Genomic DNA, 16,406 nt, shown 5'->3' on the forward strand with positions numbered 1-16,406 from the left:
GCATGGCCTATCTGATTAGGTGGTATTGGACGTCACGCTGTCAAGACGGTGTACTTCCCGAAGTCGCACGTCCTATCTGGAATCCTCGTCGGTGGCAGGGCGGAGTACCAGTCTTGGCGCGCCGAACCTCTGCCTCATGAGCAGGACGTCGCAACCGGATCGCAGAAAGCGAGCGCTCAACGATGAGTCCCATCCCGACCGCCAGCGGAGTGCGCCACCCGTACCGGTGGGTCGTGCTCCTGTTGTCCTGGGCGGCGTTCACCATGACCGCGGTGGACCGTTCCACGTGGGGACCTGCGTCTGTCGCGGTCGGCGAGCACCTGGGGGTCTCGCTGGCCGGGCTCGGCGTCTTCGCCACCGGTTACTACGTCGGCTACGTCATCTCCAACGCGGGCGGCGGCGTCCTCACCGACTGGCTCGGCGGGCGGATGGTCATCGCCTCCACCCTGTTCGTGGCCGGCGGGTTCATGATCCTGTTCGGCGAGACCACCTCGGTGGCGATGGGCATCGCGTTCCAGGCCTGCATCGGCGTGTTCGCCGGGTGCGACTACTCGGCCGGCGTGAAGCTGATCTCCCAGTGGTTCCCGGCCAAGGACCGCGGGCTGGCGATGGGCATCTTCATGACCGCCACCTCGCTGGGCACGGTGATCGCGAACGCGATCGTGCCGAGCCTCATCGAGTCCTCCGGCTGGCAGACGTCGTACCACGTGTTCGGCGCGGCCTCGATGGTCGTCGCGGTGCTGTGCTTCTTCTTGCTGCGCAACGGATCCGAGAGCGCCGAATCCTCGGCGCGGGAGGTGCCGAAGCTGGGTTCGCTGCTGCGCAACCGGGATCTCTTCCTGCTCGGGCTGGCCGGGTTCGGCGGGCTCTGGGGCACCTACGGCTTCATCACCTGGTCCAACGCCCTGATGATCAAGGGCAGTCACGTCTCCCCGGTGCAGGCCGGCGTTGTCGTCGCGATCTTCGGCATCGCGGCGGTGGTGGCCAAGCCGCTCATCGGTGTGATCAGCGACGTGTTCGGCGGCAAGCGCAAGGTCCTGACCATCATCGTGCTCGGCGCCTTCGTGGTCACCCTCCTGCTGTTCGGCACGGCGACCAACCTGACCGCGTTCATGTGGATCGCGCCGTTCCTCGGTATCGCCGCCTACGTCTACAGCCCGCTGATGGTCGCGCTCATCCCGAACCTCTCTGGGGTGCGGCTGGCCGGTTCGGCGGCCGGCGCCACCAACGCGTTCTGGCAGCTCGGCAGCACGATCGTGCCGGTGGTGCTCGGCGTCGTGTTCCAGGCGACCGGCTCGTTCTTCCTGGCCTTCGCCACGCTCGCCGCCGGACCCCTGCTCGGCATGGTGCTGATGCTCGGGGTGCGGGAGCACGGTGCCGCCCCGCCGGCCGACGACAAGACCGGCGACACCGCCAAAGCCGTTGCTTGACGAGGAAAGTGGAGCGAACGTGACCCAGCACTACGACGTGATCGTGGCCGGCGGCGGATCCGGCGGGGTGGCCGCCGCGATCGGGGCCAGCCGCGCCGGTGCCCGGACCCTGCTGATCGAGCGCGGGCCGTGCCTCGGCGGCGCGGCGACCCTCCGCAACGTGGTGACCTACTGCGGCCTCTACACGCGCGACGACAAGCAGCAGGCCGTCTTCGGCGTCGCCGACGAGGTGATCACGGCGTTGCGCGAGATGGGCGCGATCAGCGAGCCGACCAGGTTCACCGCGGTGGCGGCGGTTTTCGACCCCGAGAGCGTCAAGCGCGTCTCCGACGAACTGTGCGCGCAGGCCGGGGTCGACGTCCTGCTGCACACCCACGTGCTGGGCGCCGACCGCGAAGCCGACCGGGTCACCGCGGTGCGCGTCGCCGACCACTCGGGGATCCACGAGTTCACCGCGAAGGCCTTCGTGGACGCCACCGGCGAGGCCGACCTGGCCCACCACGCCGGGGCGGAGGTCCGCTACGGTAACGACGGCTGGGTGCAGAACGGCACGCTCGGGGTGCGCTTCGGCGGTATCCCCGCGGGCGCCGAGGTCACCAGGGAGGCCATCGGCGCGGCGGTGCGCGCGGCGAAGAAGGCCGGCGCGCCCGATCTGACCGCGGAAAGCGGGCTCATCGCGCGGATGCCGATCTCCGGCGATCTCATCACCTACCTGGCCGACGAGGGCTACGACGCGCGCAGCGCGGCGGACACTACCCGCGCCGAGATCGGCGCCCGGCGGCAGGCGCAGGCGTACCTGCAGGTGGTCCGCTCGTTGCCCGGCTGCGGCGGGGCGTACATCGTCAGCACCGGCCCGGAGATGGGCACCCGCGAGTCCCGGCACCTCGTCGGCCGGTACCGGTTCACGGAGAAGGAGGTGCTCCAGCCCGGCCCGGTCGACGACGCGGTCGCGATCGGCGCGTGGCCGATCGAGTACCACCCGGGCCCGGGCATCCCGTCGGAGTGGAAGTTCATCGGCGACCCCGGTTTCTACGGGATTCCGCTGGACGTCCTGCACAGCCGGGACACGCCGAACCTCTTCGCCGCCGGTCGCACCGTCGACGGCGACCGCGGCGCGGGCGCGTCGCTGCGCGCCATGGGCACGGCGTTCGCCACCGGGCACGCGGCCGGTGTCGCGGCCGCCTTCACCGCCGCCGGCGGCGACGCCGGCACCGAGGCGGTGCGGGCCGAGCTCAACCGCCAGGGCGCCCGGCTGCCCGAATGACTCAGCGGTTGCGCCGATCGCCCGGCGTGTGGCCGAAGGTGCGGCGGAACACCTCGATGAAGGCGCTCGTGGACGCCCAGCCCGTCCGGTGCGCCACCGTGGTGACGGCTTCGCCTTCGGCCAGCAGCCGCAGCCCGTGGTGGAGCCGCAACTGCGTCCGCCACTGCGGGAAGGTCATCCGCATCTCGGCCCGGAACAGGCGGCTGAGCGTGCGCTCGCTGGCCCCGACCTGCGCGCCCAGCGCGGCAAGCGTGCGCTGATCGGCCGGATCCCCGGCGAGGATCGCGCACACCGCGGCGAGCCGCGGGTCGCGCGCGGTCGGCAGGCGCACCGGCTGCTGCGGAGCCCGGCGCAGCTGATCGAGCAGCACCGAGCGCATGCGGTCCCGCTCGGCGGCGTCGTAGTCGTTCTCCCTGGTGTAGGCCAGGATCAGCTCGCGCAGCAGCGGACCGACGGCCAGCACCGCGGGCGAGGTCAGCCCCAGCGGGTTGTCGGTGGTGGGCAGGCCGACGGTGTGGAGGTCGGTTTCGCCGTAGGCGCGGTGTTCGTGCACCGTCCCCGCCGGAACCCACACCGCGCGGGTGCCGGGGGCGATCCAGCTGCCCGCGTCCGTCGTCACCGACAGGACGCCGCGCCCGGCGTAGACGATCTGGTGGTCGTCGTGCCGGTGCGCATCCACTTCGGAGCCGGGCGGCAGGAACCGCAGGGCCGTGGGCGCCCGCGGCGTGTGGCGGATTCTCGACACAACATGGCAGTTTATCGGAAGCGGGACAACCGCCGCCTGCCGGACGATCGCACCGTGACGCAAGGAAGAACTCGATCTGTTGGTCTGCTGGCCGTCGGGCACGCAGGCGTGGACATCTACCAGGGGGCGGTGCCTGCCGTCGTCCCGTTCCTGGTGCTGGAGCGGCAGTACGGCTACGTCGCGGTGTCCGGCATCGTGCTGGCGGCGACGTTGCTGTCGTCCGTCGTGCAGCCGGTGTTCGGGGCGCTCACCGACCGGGTGCGGATGCCGTGGCTGATCCCGGTGAGCATGGTGACCGCGGGACTGGGCGTGGCGCTGTGCGGGGTCGGCGACTCCTACGTCCTCACGTGGCTGGCGGTCGCGCTGTCCGGGCTGGGCGTGGCGGCCTACCACCCGGAGGCGGCCAGGCTCGCGCGCGCCGCCTCCGGCGGCAACCACCTGGCGATGAGCTGGTTCTCCCTCGGCGGCAACATCGGTTTCGCGCTCGCGCCGATCGTGGTGACCCCGATCCTCGCCGCGGGCGGCCTGCCGGCCTCGCCGTGGCTGATCATCCCGGCCCTGCTCGGCGGGCTGGTGACCACCGCCGTGCTCCGCTCGCTGATCGCCGGTTCCGCGGCGACCGGCGGTGCCAAGGCCGATCGGGGCCGCGACGACTGGCCGGTCTTCATCCGCCTGACGGGAATCGTCATCGCCCGGTCGATCGTCTACATCGGACTGAGCGCGTTCGTCGCGCTGTGGGTGCAGCAACGCGTGGGCGGCGGCGAGACCGCCGGCGCGGCGGCGTTGTTCGTGCTGTTCGCCGGCGGAGCGGCGGGCACCGTGCTCGGTGGCAAGCTGGCCACGGTGTGGGGCCGCATCCGCGCTCTGCGGCTGTCGTACGCGGCGTCCATCCCCGCGGTCGCCGGTGTGGTCTACGCGCCCGGTGTCTCCGTGTACGTCTTCGTGGCGCTCGCCGCGATCCTGCTGTACATCCCGTTCTCGCTGCACGTCACGCTGGGCCAGGACTACCTGCCGAACCGGGTCGGCACCGCCAGCGGCGTGACGCTCGGCCTGGCGGTGAGCGTCGGAGGCGTCGCCACGCCGGTGCTCGGCGCGATCGCCGAGGCGACGTCGCTGCAGACGGCGCTGACGACGCTGCTGGTGTTCCCGGTCATCGCGTGGCTGCTCGGGCGAACCCTGCACGAGCCGGCCGCCCTGGAGGTCGCGGCGGCCCGTTAGACCGGCGGCAGCCGCTGTTCGACGCCGAGGAGCGCGGAGAACGGGTCGCCGACCGCCGCGATCCGGTCCAGGACGGTGCGGATCGTCCACCGGTCCGGGGCCAGGTCCGGGTCGTCGAGCTCGTCCCACTCCAGCGGCACGGACACCGGCGCGCCCGGCCGCGGGCGGGCGCTGTAGGGGGCGACGAGCGTCTTGTTGATGACGTTCTGGGTGTAGTCCAGCCGGGCCAGGCCGCGGCGGTCCTGCTTCGTCCACGCCCAGCTGACCAGCTCGGGGACGATGCCGCCGACGGCCTTGGACACCTTCTCCACCCAGGACCGGGTCTCCGCGTAGGTGTAGCGCGGTTCGACCGGCACCCAGATCTGGATGCCACGCTGTCCGGTCACCTTCGGGCGGGCCTCGACGCCGAGGTGCTCCATCGCGGTCCGGTGCAGGCGGGCGAGGACGAGCACCTCGTCGAAGGTCGTCCGGGTGCCCGGGTCGATGTCGAACAGCGCCCAGGTCGGGTGGTGGACGTCGGCGGCGCGCGAGGTCCACGCGTGCAGCTCCAGCGCCGCGTAGTTGGCCAGCCAGGCGAGCGCGGGAACGCTGTCCGGCACGAGGTACCACTGCGTGTCGCCGGACTCGGCGCCCTCGTAGCGCCAGCGGCGGAGCCAGCCGGGCGCGTGGCTCGGGACTTCCTTGTGCCAGAAGCCGGGCTGGTCCACGCCGTTGGGGAAGCGGTGCGAGTTCAGCGGCCGGTCGGCGAGGTACGGCAGCATCACCGGGCCGATCAGCGCGTGGTAGCGGATCAGGTCGCGCTTGGTCACGGGAGCCTCGCCGTCGCGGCCCGGGAACAGCACCTTGTCGAGGTTGGTCAGCGCGAGATCCCGCCCGGCCAGCCGCCAGCGGCCCTTGGCGCCGAGCTCGTCGAGCGCCGCCAGCTCACCTGCGGTGGGCGGCTCCCACCGCTCCGCCGCCGCGCGTGATTTGTTGGTGCCCAAGGGAATTTCGGCCTCCGATGGCGGGAGGTCGCTGCGCCACATCGCCTCCGGTGCGACGGCGACCTCCTCGTTGGTGCGCCCGCTCTTCACCGACCGCGGGTGGTCCTCCGGATCCCAGCCGGGTTCGGCGTGCTCGTCCTTCTTGTGCAGCAACAGCCACTGCTTCTCGCCGCGCCGCACCAGCACGAACCGGCCCGCCAGCTTCTCGCCGTGCAGGTCGAAGTGCAGCGTCCCGGCCTCGATCGCGGCGGCCGGATCCTCGTCCACGGAATCCCAGGTGCCCCGATCCCAGACGATGACGTCGCCACCGCCGTACTCGCCGGCCGGAATGGTGCCCTCGAAGTCGGCGTACTCCAGCGGGTGGTCCTCGACCTGCACCGCCATGCGCCGCGCCGCCGGGTCCAGCGTCGGGCCCTTGGGCACGGCCCAGCTCACGAGCACGCCGTCCAGCTCAAGCCGCAGGTCGTAGTGCCGGCGGCGGGACCGGTGCCGCTGCACGACGAACCGGTCACCGGTCGCGCGCACCTCGCCGTCGCCGCTCGGTTCGGCGGTGCGGGTGAAGTCGCGCATCTCCCGGTACTTCGCCAGCCGCTCGTCGGTCACGTCTCCCACATACCCGATATCGGGCGCGAGCAAAAATCGGGGACGGTCAGTCCAGCACCAGGACCTGGCCTTCGGCGGCGATCTCCGCGCCGGCCCCGTGCACGTCGGCGAGCTCCGGCGCGTCGGGGTGGGCCAGCGGGTTGGTGTTGTTGAGGTGGGTGAACAAGAAGCGCGTTGCCGGGTGTCGGGCGATCTCCGGCAGAGCGGCCCGGATCGGCAGGTGCCCCATGCTGCGCGCGGGGCGATCGCTGCCGGATGCGTGCGTCAGCTCGTCCTCGGTGTGGAAGGTGCCGTCGAGTAGCACGACGTCGGCGCCGTCGATGATCCGCTCGAACGCGTCGTTCCAGGCGGGCAGGCACGGCGCGTACACCAGGCTGCGGCCGGAGCCGGTGAACCGGTAGGCGACGGCCCAGTCGGTTCCGGGCAGCTCGCGGGCGTAGCGGGGGCGCTTGTCGCTGACGCCGACGGCCTCGACCGCGAGACCGCCGGCCAGCAGCCGGCGGTCGGCGATGACTTCCTGCCGCACTTCGGTGTAGTTGCCGATGACGTCCGCGATCGGAAAGGCCTGCCGAAGAGCCCGGTGGACGGTCGCGGTGGCGTAGATCGGCAGCCGGGCGGCTTCGCGCAGGGTGAGCAGGCCGAGGGTGTGGTCCAGCTCGGCGCTGGTGAGCAGGACGCCTTCGAGGGGCGTGCGCCGGGTGCCCGGCGCGGGCCGGAGTTCGGGGCTGGCCAGCAGCTGGGTGCGCAGGTCGGGCGAGGCGTTCACCAGGTACCACGAGGTTCCGTCGCCGCTGATCGCCAGGCAGTCCTGGCTGCGCGCCACGCCGAGTTCCGCAGCCCGGCTGCAGCTCCGGCAGCCGCAGTTCCACTGTGGAAGGCCGCCGCCCGCGGCGGTGCCGAGGATGCGGGCCCGCATCACATCCGCCTCGGGACGGCGGGCCGCGGCTCGAACTCGGCGCGGACCAGGTCGTGGTGCTCGGACAGCGAGCAGGCCGGATCGGTCGCGGCCGCGTCGCCCACCAGCTGGTAGGCCTGGCAGCGGCAGCCGCCGAAGTCGACGTCCTTCAGCGCGCAGCTGCGGCAAGGATCGGGCATCCACCCGGTGCCGCGGAAGCGGTTGAACGCCGCCGAATCGAACCAGATCGAATCCAGCGCCGCATCGCGCACCGACGGCGTGTCCAGCTCGGGCAGCTGGGCGGCGGAGGGGCAGGGGAGCACGTCGCCGTTGGGCGCCACCGCGAGCTGCCGGTTGCCCCAGCCGTAGTTGCACGGCTTGGGGCGCGGACTGAAGTAGTCCGCGGCCACGTACACGATCTCCAGCCGGTCGCCGTAGCGCTCCCGGGCCACCGCCGCGTCGGCGTCGGCCCGCTGCACCTGTTCGCGGCTGGGCAGCAGCGCGGCGCGGTTGCGCAAGGCCCAGCCGTAGAACTGGGTGTTGGCCAGCTCCACGCGTTCGGCGCCGAAGCCCACCGCGAGTTCGACGATGTCGAGCAGCCGCCCGATGTTGCCGCGGTGCAGCACGGCGTTGACGGTCATCGGCAGCCCGGCCGCCACGATGCCGCGCGCGACGTCCAACTTGCGGTCGTGCGCCCGGCGCCCGGCGATGATGTCCGCGGACGTCGCGGCCGAGTCCTGCACCGACAGTTGGACGTGGTCGAGGCCCGCGGCGGCGAGCTCCTGCAACCGCCGCAGCGGCAGGGAAAAGCCGCTGGTGACCAGGTTCGTGTACATGCCGTGCCCGCGGGCGGCCGCGACGAGGTCGACCAGGTCGCGGCGCAACGCCGGCTCGCCGCCGGAGAGGTGCAGTTGCAGGACACCGATGGACCGGGCCTGCTCTATGACGCGCAACCAGGTCTCGGTGTCCAGCTCGTCCCGGTAGTCGGCCAGGTTCAAGGGGTTCGAGCAGTACGTGCACTGCAGCGGGCACCGGTAGGTCAGCTCGGCCAGCAGCCCCAAGGGCAAACCGGCCCGCGCCGCTTCCGGCTGATGCCCGGACTCCGCGACGCCGACCGGCTCCGCGCCCAGCACGCGCCGCCGGTCCAGGTCCGAGAGCAGTTCGAGCACGGATTCGGCGGTGGCGCCCCGGTACGCGACGGCGAGCTCGCCGGCGATGTCGGTGACCGTGCGCCTGGCGTCGCACCGGCGCACGATGTCGGCCGCCGTGTCGTTGAGCAGCAGCACGCCTTCCGGGTACAGCAAGGCGTGCTTGCCGCGGACCCGGTCGCGGACGAACCGGACCCCGCGCCGCAACCCGGGGCGGCTGTCGACGGTCACGCCCATGACTGTCCTTTGTAGTCGATGGCGTCCAACATCGCCCAGAGCACATCGCATTTGAACGACAGCGCCCGCACCGCGGCGTCCTGCTGCTCGCGCGTCACGCAGTGCTTCAGCACGACCCCGAGCGTGACGGAGCTGTCCGCGCGGGCAGCCGGGATGCGGCGCTCGAAGTAGGCCAGGCCGCCGGGCTCGATCCAGTCGTAGTGGCGCTTCCAGGCCGCCATCCGGTCGGCCATGTGCCCGGGCGAGAACATCTCCGTCAGCGCCGCGGCCACGCCCTCGATCCACGGTTTGCGGCGGCAGAAGTCCAGGTAAGCGTCGACGGCGAACCTAACACCGGGCAGCACGTGCCGCTCGTCGACCACCTCGTCCCGCTGCAGGCCGACGGCCTCGCCGAGCACCAGCCAGTCGTGCAGGCCGCCGTCGGCATCACCGGCCCCGTCCTGGAAGGCGATCCGCTCGACCCAGATCCGCCGCACCTCGGGCAGCGGGCAGTTCGCCACGATTGCCGCATTCTTCTGCGGCAAATGCCGCTGGTAGTACCACCTGTTGGCCACCCAGAGCCGAACTTCCGCGGCGCTGCAGCGGCCATCGTGCAGCCGCAGGTGAAAGGGGTGGTGCGCCCAGTAGCGATTCGCCAGCCGCTGCAGCGATTCCCGGAATTCGGATTCGGCCAGCGGCTGCGTCACCGATTGCCGTCGTGCGCGTAAGCGGTGACCTCGGGACGGGTCTCGTACTGCTCGACCAGCGGCGGAGTCCAGTTCGGCGGCGCGGGAGCGGCGACGGGTTCGGAAGGAGCGGCCATCACGAGACCTCCAATTCGCAAGGAGAACAAGCGAACCCGAACCGTACAAGCGGCGCGCGGTCGAGATCAAGATTTCGGCACCCGGACAACACGACCGCCGCAACCAATACCCCGAACGCCGGAATTGCGTCTCGCTTCGGCGAATCCGGGGAATGAAACAATCCGACTATTGCCCGCGTGAGTGACCTTAGTCACATATTGTCACACTTCGGCCCGGGGTCCCGTTCCTCCTTCGCGCGTGGCAGCGCAGACCTTGGGAGGACGGGATCATGGCTATTCGGGTTGTGGTTGTCGGGGCTGGTTACACCGGGTTGGCCGCCGCGAAGCTCGTGGCTCGGTGGACCGACGCCGCAGTGACGTTGATCAACGCCGAGGACCGGTTCGTCGAGCGGGTCCGGTTGCACCAGCTCGCCGCCGGGCAGCAGCTGCGGGACCTGCCGCTGGCGGACCTGATCGCGGGCACCGGCGTGCACCTGGTCGTCGACCGGGTGACCGCGATCGACGCGGAGGAGAAGGCCGTGCGGCTGGCGAACTCGGCCCATGCCGTGCGGTACGACGTGCTGATCTACGCACTGGGCAGTGCGGCGGACATGGATTCGGTGCCCGGCGTCGCAGAGCACGCCTACACCGTGGCCACCGCCGACGAGGCCGTGCGGCTGCGGGAACGCATCGACGACAGCGCCGTCGTCGCGGTGGTCGGCGGCGGGCTGACCGGCATCGAAGCCGCCGCCGAACTGGCCGAGGCGCATCCCGGCCTGAAGGTCCGGCTCGTGAACGGGGGCGACCTCGGCGCCGGGCTCTCCCGGCGCGGACGCGATTACCTGCGGCGCACCTTCGACCGGCTCGGCGTCGAAGTGCTCGAGCACGCGAGGGTTTCCGAAGTGCGCGAGGACGGGCTGGTGCTGGCCGGCGGTGGGCACATCGGCGCTGACACCGTGGTGTGGGCGACCGGATTCACGGTGCCGGAGCTCGCCCGCGAGGCCGGTCTCGCCGTCGACGAGCAGGGCAGACTGGTCGTCGACGAGACGCTGCGGTCGGTCTCGCACCCAGAGGTGACCGGGATCGGCGACGCGGCGGCGGTGCGCATGCGGAGCGGGCAGAAGCTGCGGATGGCGTGCGCGACCGGGCTGCCGTCGGCGCAGCACGCCGCCCGGGCGATCGCCGATCGGCTGGCCGGGCGGGCGCCGAGGCCGATCCGGTTCCGCTACCTCAACCAGTGCATCAGCCTCGGCAGGCGAGACGCGCTGGTCCAGTTCGTGCACGCCGACGACAGCCCGCGCGAAGCGGTGCTGACCGGCCGGAAGGCCGCGCTGTACAAGGAAGCCATCGTGCGCGGCACGATCCTCTTCGAGCGGCACCCGGTCATCCCGGCCTCGCTGTAGCGGGACCGGTGATTTCCGGCCAGTAGAATCGGCGCGTGGAGCTCTTTCGCGGCGCGCTCGAAGTCGGTTCGGACCAGGCACTGGAGGTCGCGGTCGCGCATGCGATGTTGCGCCGCGTCAGCGGCGGCGAGGCGGGGCCGGCCGTGCGGGTGTACCGGCCGGACACCCGCGTCGTCGCCTTCGGCAGGCGGGACACCCTGCTGCCGGGTTTCCCCGCCGCTGTCCGCGCCGTCCGGGATGCCGGGTTCACACCGGTCCTGCGCGCCCCCGGTGGCCGCGCGGTGGCCTACACCGAGCGCTCGCTGGTGGTCGACCACGTCGGCCCCGACCCCGGCTACCTGGCGGGCATGGACGAGCGGTTCGTGGGTTACGCCGAGCTGTGGGCAGACGTGCTGCGCAAGCACGGCGTCGGCGCGCAGGTCGGTGCGGTGCCGGGGGAGTACTGCCCCGGCGCGCACAGCGTGAACGCGCGTGGCCGGGTGAAGCTGGTCGGCACCGCGCAGCGGATGGTGCGCGGTGCCTGGCTGTTCAGCGCGGTGGCGATCTTCGGCGACGACGAGCTGCTGCGGCCGCTGCTGACCGACGTCTACCGGCACCTGGAGCTGCCCTTCGACGACGACTCGGTGGGTTCGGTGGTCGCCGAGTCGCCCGGCGCGTCCCTGGACGAGTTCGAAGCCGATGTCGTCGCGGCCTACGACGAGCGGTACGGCCTCGTCCCGGCGCACTTGACGGACGATCTGATCGGCAGGGCCCGCGACTTGGTGGCGGACCACCGCGTCGCGGACCGCTGAGCTCGCCTCACACCGCAGCGGCTTCCGGCTCGCCGGCCTTCGGTTCCGCCTGCGAGCCGGAGCGCTTGCGCAGCAGAGCCATGCCGATGACCGCGAACAGCGCGACGACGGCCGCGCTGACGATCGAAACCACCTGGAAACCGCTGGTGAAGGCGTCCCGGGCGGGTCCGAGGACGCTTTCGGGATCGGCCAGCCGTCCCGCCGCGGTCACCGCGCCGGCCATCCCGTCCGCGGCTTCGGCCGCGATGCCGGGCGGCAGGTCCGGCGGGAGCACGACCACGCCGCGGTAGACGGCGGTGGCGAGGCTGCCGAACACCGCGATGCCCATCGCGATGCCGAACTCGCCGCTGGTCTCCGACATCGCCGACGCCGCGCCCGCCTTCTGCGGCGGCACCGAGCCCACCACCATCTCGGTGCAGAGCACGCCTTGCGGGCCCATGCCGAAGCTCGCGCACGCGATGCCGATGGTCACAAGCGCAGTGCCGTTCCCGGCGTCGACCAGCACGAACAGCAGAAGCCCGGCGGCCGCGACGAGCATGCCGAAACCGAGCACGAACTCCGGCCGGAACCGCTTGGCCAGCCGCGGCGCGATCAGCGATCCGACCACCACGGCGCCGGCCTGCGGCACCATCAGGACACCGGCCTCCAGCGCCGACAACCCGGCGACCAGCTGGAAGTACTGGCTGACCAGCATGAAGATGCCGCCCATGGTGATCGCGCCGACGAGCACGATGCCCAGCGCGGCGCTGAAGGTGCGCACCCGGAACAACCGCAGGTCCAGCATGGGATCGGCGATCCGCCGCTGCCGCCGCACGAAGACCACGCCGAGAGCGAGCCCGGCGACCAGCGCCAGCATGTTCGGCACCTGCGGCCCGTACTTGGCGAGTTCCTTGAGCGCGTAGACGATCGGCAGGATCGTACCCAGCGACAACCCCACGCTGACGAGGTCCAGCTTGCCCGCGTTCTCATCGCGGTATTCCGGCAGCAGCGCGGGGGCGCTCACCAGCAGCAGGATCATCACCGGCACGCCCATCAGGAAAACCGAGCCCCACCAGAAGTTCTCCAACAGCACGCCGCCGACGACCGGCCCGATCACCATGCCGCCCATGAAGCAGCTCATCCAGACGGCGATGGCGGTGCTGCGCTGCCGGGTGTCCTGAAACATGTTGCTGATCAGCGCCAACGTCGAGGGCATCAGGGTGGCCCCGGCGACGCCCAGCAGCACCCGCGCCGCGATCAGCATCGCGGGGCTGGGCGCGAAGGCCGCGGCGATCGACGCGATGCCGAACCCGGTCCCGCCGATCATCAGCAGCTTCCGGCGCCCGATCCGGTCGCCGAGGGTGCCCATGGTGACCAGCAGACCGGCGATCATGAAGCCGTAGCTGTCGATGATCCACAGCAGCTCGGTGCTGGTGGGCTGCAGGTCGGCAGCGAGGTGCGGCACCGCGAGGTGCAGCACGCTCATGTCCAACGACAGCAGGAGGGTCGGAAAGGCGAGAACCGCAAGCCCGATCCACTCACGGCGTCCTGCCCTCGGTGTCGTATCCACGCTCGAAACCCTTTCCTCCGGCGACCGCTCCCGCGGTGCCGTCCGGCTGTCGTCGTGAGTATTGACGACGGCCGCAACCGGATTTAATCGGTGGATGCCCGTGCTCTACTGAAACGGTGGGAAGTGGTGTGGCGGAACCGGTGAACATCGACGGTGGTTGGGACAGCGCGGCGACGTTGGTCGAAGGACGTTGGATCGAGCGCAGACCCCGGCGACCGGAAGTCGCCGATCGTCTGCGCATGGAAACCGAGTTGATGCCATGGCTCGCGCCGCAGCTGCCGCTCGACGTGCCCGAGCCGCATGTCGTGACGACGGAACCGCTGGTGGTCCGGCACGAATTGGTGGTCGGTGAACCACTTTCCGAGCCCACCGCCGAGCACGGCCGGCAGCTGGGGGCCTTTCTGCGAGCGCTGCACGCCGTAGATCCGGCCGAGGCAGTCCGGCATGGTGTGCAGGGCCCAGAGCCGGCGGGTCGCGAGCTCGCCGAAATTGTGGAGAGGTTCCAGGCCGACGTACTGCCGCTGGTCCCCGCCGAACACCGTGACGCGGCCCGGGCCCTGCTGGACGCCTTCGAAACGCTGCCCGCCGACACCGTGGTCCACGGCGACCTCGGGCCAGAACACGTGCTGTCTGTGGAAGCCGGCCTGTCCGGGGTCATCGACTTCTCGGACGCGCACATCGGCGACGGCGCGATCGACCTGGCGTGGGCCCTGCACGGAACACCGCCGGAGTTCGCCGCCGCGCTTGCGGAGGAGTACGGGGTGACCCGGCGACTCCACGACCGAGCCCTGCTGTGGCACCGGCTCGGCCCTTGGCACGAAGCGTCCACGGTCTGGACAACGCCCTGCCGGACGCCGTCCGGTCAGGATTGGACGGCGTCGTTCGAAGGCTTCTCGACTGACCGGGCCGTCAGCGGCGTTCCGCCGCGACCAGGAGGAAGTTCGGCAGCTCGACGTACGCCTCGGTGCCGTCGGAGGGTGACGCGACGGCAGGGGCGAGCCCCGGCTCGTCCAGTTCGCGCAGTCGGCAGCCGAGCCTCGTCAGCTCGTTGAGGTAGGTCGACAGCGTGCGGTGGAAGTCGGGTGCGTGGGTCTGCTCGATCGGGTACTCGCGCAGGTACTCCCGAATGCGGTACTCGCCGTGCTGCCGCCAGGTCGGCGCCAACTGCTCGAAGCACGGGTGGTTGATGGAGAAGACGAAAACGCCGCCGGGCGCGAGCGATTCGACACAGGCCCGCATCGCGGTCGACCAGTCGGGAATGGAGGCCAGCACCATGTTGGAAACCACCGCATCGAAAGGCCCGCCGAGATCCGGCAGATCGCACAGGTCGGCCTGCACGTACCGGATGCCGCGCGGCTGCGCCGCCTCCTTCTTGACGGCGTAGTCGTAGAGCGCCCGCGCAGGTTCGACACCGACCACCTCGGCGCCGCGATCGGCGAGCATCCGGCTGAGATACCCGTGACCACACCCGGCGTCGAGCACCCGAACGCCATCGAGCGGCCCCAGCAACCGCAGCAAAGACGCGTTCAGCAAATGGCGGCGGCAGAAGTCGCCCTCCGGCTCCATCTGGTCCAATACCGCTTCGGGCATCGCGGCCCATTCGCGGATCGCCGCGTCATTCGTCCACTCCATGAGCATCCTTCCGGGCTGCGTCCGAAGGCATGGGACGAGGCGAGTGGTAGCGGTGTAGTTGGTCAGCGAGGGGAGCGGTGCTCCGACAAGAACCTGCGATTCAAGTGTGCGACGTGCGACCGCCCACTTGAATCGCATTTGGGCATCATGCCGCGCCCGCCGGGTCCCGTGGTGCGGGGATGAGCTCCCGGAGGTGTTCGCGGTGTTGGGCGGGCAGTGCTCTGCCGCCTGGTCTGGGTGTTCGTCTGGGGTCCACTGTGGGCGGTGGGATGAACTCGGGCCGCCTGTCGCGCATGGTGATGTCCCAGCGCTGGTTGTGGAGCGTGCGGTGGTGGTGTGCGCAGAGCATGATCATGTTGTTCAGGTCGGTGGCTCCGCCGTCGACCCAATGCTGAACGTGGTGCGCTTCCGGCGTCCCCGGCGGGCGGTCGCACCCGGGGAAGGCACACACCCCATCGCGCCGAAGCAACGCGGCGCGAATGTGAATGGGCGCGGTGCGTTTCGCTCTGCCCACGTCCAGTGGGAGACTGTCGCCACCAAGGACGATGGGCAGGATTTCGGCGTCGCAGGCGATCCTGCGTGCGTTCTGGGCGGTGATGGCGCGTTCGGTGTTCAGCGTGCCGGGCATGCCGTCCTCGCCGAGGACCTCCAAGCCCCGCTTGAGGTCCCCGAAATCGATAGCAATCGTCATCTGCGGCCGCTGCCCACCGGTACGAGGCATCCCATCATGGTCCAACGCCAGGTCCAGCAGCGCGGCGAACCCGTCAGCATTCCGCTGCCCGGCCGTGCGCGGGTCCTTCTCTCCGTCGATCTCAGGGCGGGGTGCGGCAAGAGGCTCGATCAGCGCGGCGAACTTCGCCCCGGTCTCCCGGTCCAGCTTCGCCTTGATGACGGTCATGCCGTCTCGGGTGGTCGCGTAGTGGAGCTCGCGTGCTTCGTGTTGGGTTTCCTCGTTGCGGTAGGCGCCGTCTTGGTCCAGGAGGTAGCGAATGCGTTCGGCGAGTTTCTCCAGTTCCCTCGGCGACATCGTCCGCGCATACCCGGCAAGGGTTGATTCGACCTCGGTGACTTGGTGGCAGCGGGCGTAGTCGGGCAAACGCCGGATGCCGTTGACGATGACGCGCGCGTGGTCCAGTCCGATCGAGCCTTCGGCCAAGGCGGCGGCGGTGTCGGGCAGGTCCGGAGGCATCGTCTCGCCGTACAGGCTCCGCCGGTCTTCAACATTGCGGGCGACTGTCACGCGGGTTTTCGCGTCGCGCGGGTCGATGTTGAGAAGCCCCTGCAACCAGACCTGTAGCGACCGGGCGGTGGTTTCGGTGTGAATGCCTCGGTGGTCGGCTTCGGCGATGTATTGCAGCTGTTCCCACATCATCACCCGCATCTCGGTTTCTAGCTCCTGGATACGGGCCGCGAGCTCAGCATCGGTGCACGACACCGCCGACTGTTGAGGCATGGCCTGCACAGTCGTGTCCTGGGTGTTCAGTAGCGGTGTCATACCTCCATTCTCCTGATTCGAACGCGCGTTCGCACTGTTTTTATGGTCGCTTGATCAGGTGAAACACCCCGCCGAAGGCGAGAACTGAGTCGCGCCAAGGGAAAGTGTCACGACACGCCGAAGGCGACCCCATCCACCACCAAACCCCGCGCCGTCATCAGTCGCGCCCACCGTGCCCGGCGATCAGAGGTCGATTCAGGTGAAATCGCGCCATCCCACGCAACCAACCCCT

13 protein-coding genes and 1 pseudogene are annotated in these 16,406 nt (G+C 70.6%); 6 read left to right on the plus strand and 8 right to left on the minus strand.

The window, feature by feature from the left end:
- The first annotated feature begins 182 nt into the window (after positions 1 to 182).
- Positions 183 to 1,430, plus strand: coding sequence for an MFS transporter (locus E1288_RS03010; RefSeq protein WP_132480274.1), 1,248 nt, complete (start codon positions 183 to 185; stop codon positions 1,428 to 1,430).
- Between the two features lie 19 nt (positions 1,431 to 1,449).
- Positions 1,450 to 2,694 (plus strand): FAD-dependent oxidoreductase, encoded by a 1,245-nt coding sequence (locus E1288_RS03015; RefSeq protein WP_132480277.1) that lies wholly within the window; start codon positions 1,450 to 1,452, stop codon positions 2,692 to 2,694.
- Position 2,695: 1 nt separating this feature from the next.
- Here the strand turns inward: E1288_RS03015 and E1288_RS03020 are convergent, their stop codons facing one another.
- On the minus strand, positions 2,696 to 3,439 hold the full coding sequence (locus tag E1288_RS03020; RefSeq protein WP_132480280.1) for an AraC family transcriptional regulator: 744 nt from the start codon (positions 3,437 to 3,439) through the stop codon (positions 2,696 to 2,698).
- A 3-nt stretch (positions 3,440 to 3,442) separates the two neighbouring features.
- Between E1288_RS03020 and E1288_RS03025 the strand changes: the two genes are divergently transcribed.
- Positions 3,443 to 4,657 (plus strand): MFS transporter, encoded by a 1,215-nt coding sequence (locus E1288_RS03025; protein WP_132480283.1) that lies wholly within the window; start codon positions 3,443 to 3,445, stop codon positions 4,655 to 4,657.
- Here the strand turns inward: E1288_RS03025 and ligD are convergent.
- The 4 genes from ligD to pqqC are packed head-to-tail and all read right to left on the minus strand — an operon-like array spanning position 4,654 to position 9,209.
- Positions 4,654 to 6,243: a non-homologous end-joining DNA ligase LigD gene (gene ligD, locus E1288_RS03030; RefSeq protein ID WP_132480286.1), complete on the minus strand. Its 1,590-nt coding sequence runs from the start codon at positions 6,241 to 6,243 to the stop codon at positions 4,654 to 4,656. The two genes, E1288_RS03025 and ligD, sit on opposite strands and share 4 nt — an antisense overlap.
- A gap of 46 nt (positions 6,244 to 6,289) precedes the next feature.
- On the minus strand, positions 6,290 to 7,159 hold the full coding sequence (pqqB, locus tag E1288_RS03035; RefSeq protein WP_132480289.1) for a pyrroloquinoline quinone biosynthesis protein PqqB: 870 nt from the start codon (positions 7,157 to 7,159) through the stop codon (positions 6,290 to 6,292).
- Positions 7,159 to 8,523, minus strand: coding sequence for a pyrroloquinoline quinone biosynthesis protein PqqE (gene pqqE / locus E1288_RS03040; RefSeq protein ID WP_132480292.1), 1,365 nt, complete (start codon positions 8,521 to 8,523; stop codon positions 7,159 to 7,161). Before pqqE ends, pqqB begins: the two co-directional genes overlap by 1 nt.
- A complete protein-coding gene (pqqC, locus tag E1288_RS03045; RefSeq protein WP_132480295.1) occupies positions 8,514 to 9,209 on the minus strand; it encodes a pyrroloquinoline-quinone synthase PqqC in 696 nt (231 codons plus the stop codon). The genes pqqE and pqqC overlap by 10 nt, the downstream gene beginning before the upstream one ends.
- Positions 9,210 to 9,594: 385 nt before the next feature.
- On the opposite strand from pqqC, the gene E1288_RS03050 reads away from it, so the two are divergent.
- A complete protein-coding gene (locus E1288_RS03050; RefSeq protein ID WP_132480298.1) occupies positions 9,595 to 10,707 on the plus strand; it encodes an NAD(P)/FAD-dependent oxidoreductase in 1,113 nt (370 codons plus the stop codon).
- 35 nt (positions 10,708 to 10,742) lie between these two features.
- Positions 10,743 to 11,498 (plus strand): lipoate--protein ligase family protein, encoded by a 756-nt coding sequence (locus tag E1288_RS03055; protein WP_132480301.1) that lies wholly within the window; start codon positions 10,743 to 10,745, stop codon positions 11,496 to 11,498.
- 7 nt (positions 11,499 to 11,505) lie between these two features.
- Here the strand turns inward: E1288_RS03055 and E1288_RS03060 are convergent, their stop codons facing one another.
- Positions 11,506 to 13,047, minus strand: a complete 1,542-nt coding sequence (locus E1288_RS03060) for an MFS transporter (protein ID WP_132480304.1) — start codon at positions 13,045 to 13,047, stop codon at positions 11,506 to 11,508.
- Between the two features lie 140 nt (positions 13,048 to 13,187).
- Between E1288_RS03060 and E1288_RS03065 the strand changes: the two are divergent.
- Positions 13,188 to 13,763: pseudogene (locus E1288_RS03065) on the plus strand (phosphotransferase family protein); the annotation flags it as partial.
- A 193-nt stretch (positions 13,764 to 13,956) separates the two neighbouring features.
- Here the strand turns inward: E1288_RS03065 and E1288_RS03070 are convergent.
- Both E1288_RS03070 and E1288_RS03075 read right to left on the minus strand, forming a co-directional pair.
- Entirely contained in the window at positions 13,957 to 14,679 is a 723-nt protein-coding gene (locus E1288_RS03070; protein WP_235883303.1) for a class I SAM-dependent methyltransferase, read from the minus strand.
- A 145-nt stretch (positions 14,680 to 14,824) separates the two neighbouring features.
- Positions 14,825 to 16,174, minus strand: coding sequence for an HNH endonuclease signature motif containing protein (locus tag E1288_RS03075; protein ID WP_132480307.1), 1,350 nt, complete (start codon positions 16,172 to 16,174; stop codon positions 14,825 to 14,827).
- Between the last annotated feature and the right edge of the window lie 232 nt (positions 16,175 to 16,406).

Source organism: Saccharopolyspora elongata, assembly GCF_004348985.1.
GTDB classification, from domain to species: Bacteria; Actinomycetota; Actinomycetes; order Mycobacteriales; family Pseudonocardiaceae; genus Saccharopolyspora; species Saccharopolyspora elongata.

Bases quoted from the DNA above. Each gene is read 5' to 3' on its own strand.
- E1288_RS03070 (WP_235883303.1), bottom strand. From the start codon at position 14,679: ATGGAGTGGACGAATGACGCGGCGATCCGCGAATGGGCCGCGATGCCC.
- pqqB (WP_132480289.1), bottom strand. From the start codon at position 7,159: ATGCGGGCCCGCATCCTCGGCACCGCCGCGGGCGGCGGCCTTCCACAG.
- E1288_RS03075 (WP_132480307.1), bottom strand. From the start codon at position 16,174: ATGACACCGCTACTGAACACCCAGGACACGACTGTGCAGGCCATGCCT.
- E1288_RS03010 (WP_132480274.1), top strand. From the start codon at position 183: ATGAGTCCCATCCCGACCGCCAGCGGAGTGCGCCACCCGTACCGGTGG.
- E1288_RS03050 (WP_132480298.1), top strand. From the start codon at position 9,595: ATGGCTATTCGGGTTGTGGTTGTCGGGGCTGGTTACACCGGGTTGGCC.
- pqqE (WP_132480292.1), bottom strand. From the start codon at position 8,523: ATGGGCGTGACCGTCGACAGCCGCCCCGGGTTGCGGCGCGGGGTCCGG.
- E1288_RS03025 (WP_132480283.1), top strand. From the start codon at position 3,443: ATGGCAGTTTATCGGAAGCGGGACAACCGCCGCCTGCCGGACGATCGC.